This is a genomic window from Kitasatospora sp. NPDC094016, from assembly GCF_040304045.1.
Lineage (GTDB): Bacteria > Actinomycetota > Actinomycetes > Streptomycetales > Streptomycetaceae > Kitasatospora.
Map to the genome: position 1 here is coordinate 20,649 of NZ_JBEOUK010000034.1, position 7,913 is coordinate 28,561.

General features: G+C 72.6%; 8 protein-coding genes and 1 pseudogene. All 9 read right to left on the minus strand.

Features of this window, described 5'->3' with window-relative positions:
- Nucleotides 1-41: 41 nt before the first annotated feature.
- The 9 genes and pseudogenes from ABT015_RS26780 to ABT015_RS26820 all read right to left on the minus strand — a co-directional run bounded on the left by ABT015_RS26780 (nt 42) and on the right by ABT015_RS26820 (nt 7,687).
- On the minus strand, nt 42-197 hold the full coding sequence (locus tag ABT015_RS26780; protein WP_350883352.1) for a hypothetical protein: 156 nt from the start codon (nt 195-197) through the stop codon (nt 42-44).
- A gap of 86 nt (nt 198-283) precedes the next feature.
- Nucleotides 284-1,480 (minus strand): DNA polymerase III subunit beta, encoded by a 1,197-nt coding sequence (gene dnaN, locus ABT015_RS26785; protein ID WP_350883354.1) that lies wholly within the window; start codon nt 1,478-1,480, stop codon nt 284-286.
- Nucleotides 1,481-1,509: 29 nt separating this feature from the next.
- The gene (locus tag ABT015_RS26790; RefSeq protein ID WP_350883356.1) at nt 1,510-1,908 is read right to left on the minus strand and encodes an RRQRL motif-containing zinc-binding protein; all 399 of its coding nucleotides are present in this window, start codon (nt 1,906-1,908) and stop codon (nt 1,510-1,512) included.
- A gap of 224 nt (nt 1,909-2,132) precedes the next feature.
- Nucleotides 2,133-2,489 (minus strand): annotated as a pseudogene (locus tag ABT015_RS26795) (hypothetical protein); the annotation flags it as partial.
- A 129-nt stretch (nt 2,490-2,618) separates the two neighbouring features.
- Nucleotides 2,619-2,981 (minus strand): hypothetical protein, encoded by a 363-nt coding sequence (locus ABT015_RS26800; RefSeq protein WP_350883358.1) that lies wholly within the window; start codon nt 2,979-2,981, stop codon nt 2,619-2,621.
- Nucleotides 2,982-3,112: 131 nt separating this feature from the next.
- The gene (locus ABT015_RS26805; protein ID WP_350883360.1) at nt 3,113-3,622 is read right to left on the minus strand and encodes a type IV secretory system conjugative DNA transfer family protein; all 510 of its coding nucleotides are present in this window, start codon (nt 3,620-3,622) and stop codon (nt 3,113-3,115) included.
- A gap of 116 nt (nt 3,623-3,738) precedes the next feature.
- Complete coding sequence (locus ABT015_RS26810; protein WP_350883362.1) at nt 3,739-6,039, minus strand: hypothetical protein; 2,301 nt, start codon at nt 6,037-6,039, stop codon at nt 3,739-3,741.
- A 10-nt stretch (nt 6,040-6,049) separates the two neighbouring features.
- Entirely contained in the window at nt 6,050-6,427 is a 378-nt protein-coding gene (locus tag ABT015_RS26815; RefSeq protein WP_350883364.1) for a hypothetical protein, read from the minus strand.
- A gap of 6 nt (nt 6,428-6,433) precedes the next feature.
- Nucleotides 6,434-7,687 (minus strand): hypothetical protein, encoded by a 1,254-nt coding sequence (locus ABT015_RS26820; protein WP_350883366.1) that lies wholly within the window; start codon nt 7,685-7,687, stop codon nt 6,434-6,436.
- Between the last annotated feature and the right edge of the window lie 226 nt (nt 7,688-7,913).

Below are 7,913 nucleotides of genomic sequence, written 5' to 3' on the forward strand. Positions count from 1 at the left end.
CGGCGGCCAGCAGGTCCTGGTAGAGGCGGTGCTGGTCGGGGTCACGCAGGTCGAGTGTCGTCCAGGCCGGCCGCCAGCTCGCGGCGGCGCCGGTCGAGCATGCCGCCGGGGGCGGTCAGGGCGCTGGCCCGGCGCCGGGCCGACTCGCGGACGCTCGGCTGCTCCTGGGGGGCGGTGGGCTCGGTGTGCTGGTTCACGGGGTGCTGCTCCTGTTCGGGTCGTTGTCTTGGGGTTGGTGCCGGGGCCCGCCCCGGCGGTGCGGGGCGGGCGGGGTGAGGCGGGGTCAGCCGTTGAGGCGGATCGGCATCAGCAGGTGCTCGTAGCCGTCCTCGGCGGGGCCCCCGGAGTAGCCGGTGATCAGGGCGGGCTTGTGCGGGTGGGTCAGGTACAGGCGCGCTTCTGGGGTGGTGAGCGCCTGGAGGGCGGTCACCAGGTAGGCCGGCTTGAACGCGATGTCGCAGCCCTCCCGGCCCTCGGCGAGGTCGCCGCTGGCGTTGCACGGGATGCGGTCGGCGGCGTGGGCGTCGTCGCCGTCGCCGGCGTCCAGGAGCAGCTGCCCGTCTTCGTGGGTGAGGCGGATCGGGCGCTTGTCGTCGACGACCAGGGCGACGCGCTTGATGGCGGCCAGCGCCTCGTCGACGGGGATGGTGAGGGTCATCGCGGCGTCGGCGGGGTCGGGCATGAGGCCGCGGAAGCGCGGGAAGTCGCCCTCCAGCAGGCGGGTGCCGATCGTGCGGCCGCCGGGGACGGTGAAGGTCAGCTGCCCGTCGTGCCAGCCGACGGACAGCTGGTGCTCGCCCGCGAGGGCCTTCGAGGCGTCGGTCAGCCACTTCGCGGGGACCAGCGCGGTGCACAGCACCGCATCGTCCTGCTCCTTCTTGTCCTTCTTCTTGCTGGTGCGCTTGGGCTCGGCAGGCACGGTGCCGGTGGGCTGGACGCCGATCTCGCGCACGGCGAAGCGGTAGCGGTCGGTGCCGGCCAGGGTGAGCGTCTCGCCCTCCAGCGTGAGCAGGACGCCGGTGAGCACCGGCAGGGAGTCGTCGGTGCCGGCTGCGGGCGCGCACTGTCCGACGGCGTCGGCGAACGCGTCGGCGCCGATGGTCAGCACGGTGTCCGGCACCGGCGGGAGCGCCGGGTACTCCTCGACCGGCAGGGTCGGCAGCGTGAACTTCGCGGAGCCGGAGGTGACGAGCAGCCGGGTGCCGGACAGCTCGATGTCCACCTCGGCGCCCTTGGGCAGGGCCTTGGCGATCTCGGTGAGCAGGCGGCCGGGGACCAGCACGGTGCCGTCGTCGGCGATCTCGGCGGTCAGGCGGCAGGTGGCGACGGACTCGTAGTCGTAGGCGGCCAGGCTCAGCCCGTCGGGGCCGGTGGTGAGCAGGATGCCGGCCAGGACCGGCACCGGCGCGCGGGTGGGCAGGGCGCGGGCGACGTGGGCGACGGCTTCGGCGAGCACTCCGGCGTAGGCGCGCAGCTTCACGGTGTCCTCCAGGACGTGGTGAGGGTGGATCAGGCGGTGAGGGCCAGGGCGGCGAGCAGCTCGCGCTCCTGGTCGTCGAGCTCGGAGCAGGGCAGGCAGCAGCCCAAGGTCTTGAGCGGCAGGCAGTGGTCGTAGCGGACGGCGCAGACCGGGCAGGTCTGGCGGGCGGCCATCGCCCGGTCCAGGGCGGCCGCCCGGCCCGGGGTCATCGGGCGCACCGGCAGGGCCCGGTCGGCGCGGTAGAGATAGGCGACGCGAGCCCCGCCCCTACAGACCAGCTGCGCGCACGGCTCCTGCCCGGCCGGGCGGAGGCCTCGCTCGCGCAGCTGGCGGCGGGTCAGGAGGTTGGCGTCCGGGCGGTATTTCCAGGGGTAGGTCGGGAGCCCACCGTGCTGCTCGCCGGTCGGGTCGAGGTCGATCGCGCGCACGGTGCTCTCCTTCTGGTGCCGGGTCAGGCGGCCTCGGGGGCGGGGCGGGTGCAGGCGTCGTGCCGCTCGCAGCGGCACAGGCCGCAGGCGGCGCACATCTGGTCGGGCTCGGTGTCGCAGGCCGGACAGCCTCCGGCGGCGGCGATGTCCAGGTCGTCGAGCAGGAAGAGCAGGTCGACGTCGGCGTCGTCGGGGACCGGTTCGCCGGGCAGGTTCCATCGGGTGACGGGCGTGCCGAGCTGGCGGGCGTAGGCGAGTTCGGCGCGGGTGGAGTCGCCGATGTAGCCGGTGGCGTCGGAGACGATGACCACCTCGTCCGCGAGGCGGATCTTGGCGCGGTGCAGCTCGTCCAGCGCCGGCTTCAGCGCCTCGCGCTTGGCCTCGGTGTCCCACAGCTCGTGCATGGTCTTCAGGTCACAGCCGGGCGCGAGAACGATCTTCCCGGCGACGGTCAGGCGCAGGTTGGCCTCGGCCAGCTGGGCGGTGAAGCGAGTCGATCCGCACAGCGTGACGATCGGCGGCCTGTTCACGGCGGGCGTGGAGGCCTCGGTGCAGTCGGGTCGGACGGGGAGCTGGTCCACGGGGCATTCCTTCACACGGCGGGGTCGGCCGGTCGGCCGGGCCCGCCCCCGAACGCGCAGCCGCCCACCCGGCCAGTGGCGGCGGGGCGGGCGGTGTGCGGGCCGGGGACGAGACCGGTCGGCCGGGCGTCAGTTGGTTTCGCGGCGGTGGGCTGCGAGCCAGGCCCCGGCGGCGGAGAGCGTCTGCCCGCTGTCCAGGGTGCGCAGGGGCGCGATGTCGATGTCGTGCATGATCTCCGCCGGGTCCAGCACCCGCAGGAACTCGACCGGAACACTGACGATCTGCTCCTGGGTGCGCAGGTCCAGCAGGGACGAGCAGCCCGCGGTGAGGTGGTCGGCGGGGTGGTCGATGACGCGGCAGGCCCGGGTGTGGTCGCTGTGCCCGGCGAGGTAGCGGTCGACGTCGCGGTACAGCACGTAGGTGCCGATGGGCAGCGCCGGCCCCAGGCCGGTGGGGGTGGGGTTGGTCAGGTGGCGGAAGGGCTCGATCATGGTCTGGTCCTCCAGGTGGCGGTGGTGTCGGCCGGTCGGCCGGCCCCACCCCCGGACGCAGGCCGCCCGCCCGGCCGCGGGGGGCGGTGGGGCGGGCGGTGTGCGGGCCGGGAGCGAGACCGGGCGACCGGTCAGTCCTGGGTGGCGTCGGCCAGCACCTGGTGGGCGGGCACGATGCGGATGTCCTGGAGTTGGGTGACGGTGCCGGCGAGGTAGTGGTCGCGCAGGTCGAGCGGCCACGTGCTGAGGCGCAGGTCGTTGACGGCGATGACGGTCTCGATGGCGGCGGGGCGGCCAGTGGTGACCAGGGTGTACAGCTGCTCGGCGGTCGTTTCGCGGCGCAGGAGGTGTTCGGCCTCGTCGATGAGCAGGCGGATGCGCGGCTCGTCCGCGGTGGGCTGGTGGGCGTGCTGGCGGGTGTTGTGCGGGGCCGTGGTGCGCTGGTCGACGACGGCGAGGGCGAGGGCGAGCATCTGCTCGGCGTCGTCGAGGGTGGCGCGGCGGTCGGCAGTGGTGAGTTCGCCGCGGGGGTCGATGGCCCAGGTGGTGGTGGCCGGGTCGGTGGCGGCCTCGGCGATGAGCTGCCGGAGGTGGCGGGTCTTGCCGGAGCCGGTGGGGCCGACGATCAGGTGGGTGGACATGGTGTGGTTCCTCTCGGTGGGCGGGGCTGTGTCGCGGGTGGCGGGTGGAGTGTGGAAAGCGGTCCGCCCGCGCGGCCTGGGTGGCCGGGCGGGCGGACCGCGGGATGGTCAGGGGGTCAGGGGCTGCCGTCGAGTTCCGGCAGGGTGTCCTGGTCGCCGTCCTTGTACAGCGGCAGGCCGTATTCGCCGGCCCGGTCCGGGTTGCGGACGACCTTCCCGGCCTTGACGAGGTCGGTGAGCTTGTTGGCGACGGTCTTGGGGGCCACTGCGGTCATGGAGGTGATGTCGTCGATGTGGATGTATCCGACGTCCGCGCCGATCGGGTCGCGGCGGTCGTCGAGGATGCGGAGGATCTTCTCCTCGGCGGTGAGCTCCCGGATGGGCCTGGTGCGGGTGGTCTCGGCGGGCGTCCAGTCGTCGAGGTCGGGGCCGGGGTCTGCGTCCCCGCCGATGGGAGTGGCGGCGATCAGGTCGCGCTCGTCCCAGTGCGGGAAATCGCGCGGGATGACGACCGCTTCCGGGTCCCACAGGCCGGCGGCGGACTCCTGGATCCAGGCACGCATCATCTCCGCGCGGTCGTCCGGGCCGACGACGTAGCCGACACCGAAGGTACGGCGGGGGTCGTCCTCGGGGACGTTCGGGTCGTAGATGAGGCTCTCGTTGTTGTTCTTCCAGAACGCCGGGATCTTGGACGGGTCGATCCCGTCGAAGCTGTCCGGGAGGTCGACGCGGTGCGTCTGCGCGCTGTCGGAGCGCAACAAGATCAAGGCCCCGCCGTAGAAGACGTTGTCGCGGACGGAGGTGTCGCCGCCCATCTTGTCGAGGTTGAGGATCTGGCCGCACAGCACCAGGCAGATGCCGAGCGAGCGGCCCTGCTCGGCGAGCGCCGCGACGATCATCGCGGCTTCGGCCCTGTAGGGGGATTTCTCCCCGAGGAGTTGGGCGAACTCGTCGACGATCATCGCGACGTACGGGCGCTCCGCGCTGGCCTTGAAGTTCTTGGCGCGCAGGGTCTGGCTTTCGGCGATCCGGTGTTGCAGGAGCGCGTAGGCCAGGCGCAGGGCGCCCATGGCTTCGTCCAGGCCGCAACCGGAGAAGGACGACATGTCTTCCACGTCCGGGTTGGAGCTGCCCTTGGGGTCGGCGTAGATGATCGCCACGCTGTTGACGTGGTAGCTGAGGGCGATCAGCTGGAGGACCCCGCCCTTGCCGGAGCCGGTGACGCCGGCGACCAGGACGTGGCGTGCGCCGCCCTTGGGGTCGAAGAGCTGGACCCGGGACGGTTTGCCGGACACGCCGGTACCCAGGGTGACGAAGCCGTTGTCGTTGGCCATCAGGGCCTTGGGGCCGGGCAGGGGCCTGCCGTCTTCCAGCGGCGAGCGGTCCATGACCCGCAGGATCGCGCGGCGCGGGTCGTCGGTCGGCTCGACGCTGACCAGCAGGGTGGTCTTGCGCAGGGCCCCGGCGATGCGGAAGGGCTCAGGCATGCTGAGGGCGTCGGTGTCCTCGTCGGCGACGATCCACGCGGCGACGCCGCCGGTGGCGGGGTCGGGGGTGAGGCCTTCGAGGTGGGTGCCGGGCATGCAGCCGCCGCTGCGGGCGACCCGCTTGAGCCACCGGGTCTCCAGTTCGCCGAACCGGGACTCGTCCTGGGTGGGGGCGGTGAGGCGGACGAGGACGCGCTTGGAGCTGGCGTGCGGGCCGTCGGCGATCGTGATCCAGTCGGCGGGGATGCGGTAGACGCCGGAGACGGTCTCGGCGGTGACCGTGACGGGGCGGCCGGGTGCGGCCTGGATGAGGCCGTCCCAGTCCGTCTCGCTCACCCCGTGCAGGGTCAGGTGCTGGCCGGTGTGGGCGCCGTACTCGCCGGAGATGTGGACGTCCCACAGGCCGAGGATCTTCTCCACCCGGGCGTCGCGGGCGGGTTCGGGGTCCTGGGCGGGCGGTGCGGGCGGCGCCTTGCGGCGCCGGCTGCTGCCGAGGACGGGGCGCAGGGCCCAGCCGACGAAGCCGACGGTGCTCCACCAGGCGACGGAGACGAAGCCGGGCAGCGAGGGCATGGTCATCCAGCCGGCGACGAGCGCGTCGATGCCGACGGTGCCGTTGAGGGTGGCGGTGGCCGCCGCGGTGGCGGTGGCCACCGCGGAGGCGACGAACGGCACCCGGTGGGCGCGCAGGATGTCCCCGCCCGGCACGGCGTCCAGGACGCCGTCGGACAGCAGTCCTGCGACGTTCGCGCCGGCCACCAGGACGGGCGCGGCCAGGAACGTGCTCACCGTGGTCGCCGCCTGCGGGTCGAGGAACGGCATCCCCGCCGCGACGAGGAGGGGGGCTGCGACCTGGGCGGCGGCGAAGCGCTTCTCGACGCCGGGGTTGCGGGCGGCCGGCTGGGCCTGTGCGGTGTTGTCGGTCGTCATCGTCCGGCTCCTATTCCTGCTTGTACCAGCCGCGGTCGGCCATCTTGACCGGGGACTTGTCGGCGGCTTCCTTGATGCCGCCGTGTGATTCCTGTGCCTGCCGGTCTGCGGCGAAGGCGTACTTGCTGGTTTCCTGCGCGGCCGTGGCGTAGTAGGTGGCGGCCTTCCACAGCACGTGCATATACCGGCCGACTTCCTTCGTCTCGGCCACGGTGCTCGCGTCGACGTTGAGGCTGGCGATCTGGTCGGCGATCCTCACGACCTCGTCGCTCTGTTCCTTGAGCGTGGCGGTCAGCTTCTCCTGGCGGTCGGCCAGGTTCCGCGCCTTCCTCGCTGCGCGAATGACGGCCAGCTTCAGGCCGATGTACGTCAGATTCACCTTCGGCATGGGTGGTCAGCTTCCTTCCTTGTCCAGGTAGAACTCCCGCTCGGCGGGCTCCGTGAGATCGCTGTCCACGACAGCGCGGAAGATGATCCCGTGGCGGGCGTCGGCGTTGGTGATCAGCGTCCTGACGGTCTCGGAACCCTTGTGGAGCGCTGTGTCCATGTCGACGGCCTTGGCGCTGGTGAGCTTGGCGGCCTCGTGGAGCTGGTCGAGCCTTTTCAGCAGGCGCTCGCCGCCGTGGACCGTCCGTGCCGCGTCGCGCAGGTTTCCCACTTCGCTGGCGAGTTCGCCTGCTTCAGCTTTGATCTTCTTGCCGCGGTCGCTGTGGCTGGCGAGCAGCTTCTGCTTTCCGGTCATGGCTCGCGTGAAGGCCTTGAGGCTGCGGATCTCTCCTCGGGTCTTGAACTTCGGTGCCTCGCCGTCGAATTCGTACTCAACGCCCTTCCCGCTGACCGCAAGTACCGTGGCCGGCTCGGCCGGGTAGATCTGCGGCGGCGATTCCGACTGCCCGCGGCGGTCGGCGGTCGTTCCGAGGACCGGCTTCGTCGTCTCCGGCACTTTCGGGGCCCCCTTCACTCCTTCTCCTCCGTCGTTCTGGGCGGTGTTGCCGCCGTGGGTCGGCCGGGCCGGTGTGACGCGCAGGGCGGCCGGGGGCGAGGGCGGGTATGTGGGCTTCGGCGGTACGCCCTGTCCCGTGGTCCCCCCGGGGCCGGGTTTCAGCAGCGAGCTCGCCTTCGCACCGGCGGGCGCGCTGGGGGGCTTGTTGTCGGTGCTGGGGCTGGCCGCCTTGGCGCCGGGCCACTTGGTGCCGTGGCCCTTGTCGCCGGTGCCGGTGCTGGCGCCGGCGCTCTTGGTCGTCGCCGGCTCGGGCATGGCGTTGACCGGAGGGGCGGGTTCGTCCTCCAGGCCGAGGGCCGCGAACAGCATGTGCTTGACCAGCTCAAGCCGGGCGGGATCGCCCTTGGCGTCGTCGGCCGGCGGTGCGGCTGCCGCCCTGGCGCCTTGCGGTGTCCCGGGGCCGGACGCCTTCGTTCGGGAGACGTCGCGCGGCGTTTCGGGGCCACCGGGCCCGCGTTTGCCGTCCGGGGGCTTGTTGTCGGTGCCGGGGCTGGCCGCCTTGACGCCGGGCCACTTGGTGCCGTGGCCCTTGTCGTCGACGCCGGGGCCGGGTTTCGTATCCGTCGGCTCGGGCATCGCCGTGGGCTGCTCGCCGTGCTCGCGGGCCGGGCCTGGCTTGAACAGGAACTTCCTGGCTTTCTCCATCCAGGAGGGGTCGCTGCTGGAGCCGTCGGTCAGCGGGGCGGGCCCGGGCCCGCAGGTACCCGGTGTTCCGGAGCCAGGCGTCTTCGTTTCGGGGCCAGGCGCTGACGTTTCGGGGCCGGGCTTCTTCTTGTCCTTGGGCGATTCGGGGCCGGCCCCGGGCGTTTCGCGCCCGGCGGCGGGGGCTTTGGGAGCGGGTGTCTTCCTTTCGGGGCTGCCGTTGTCCGTC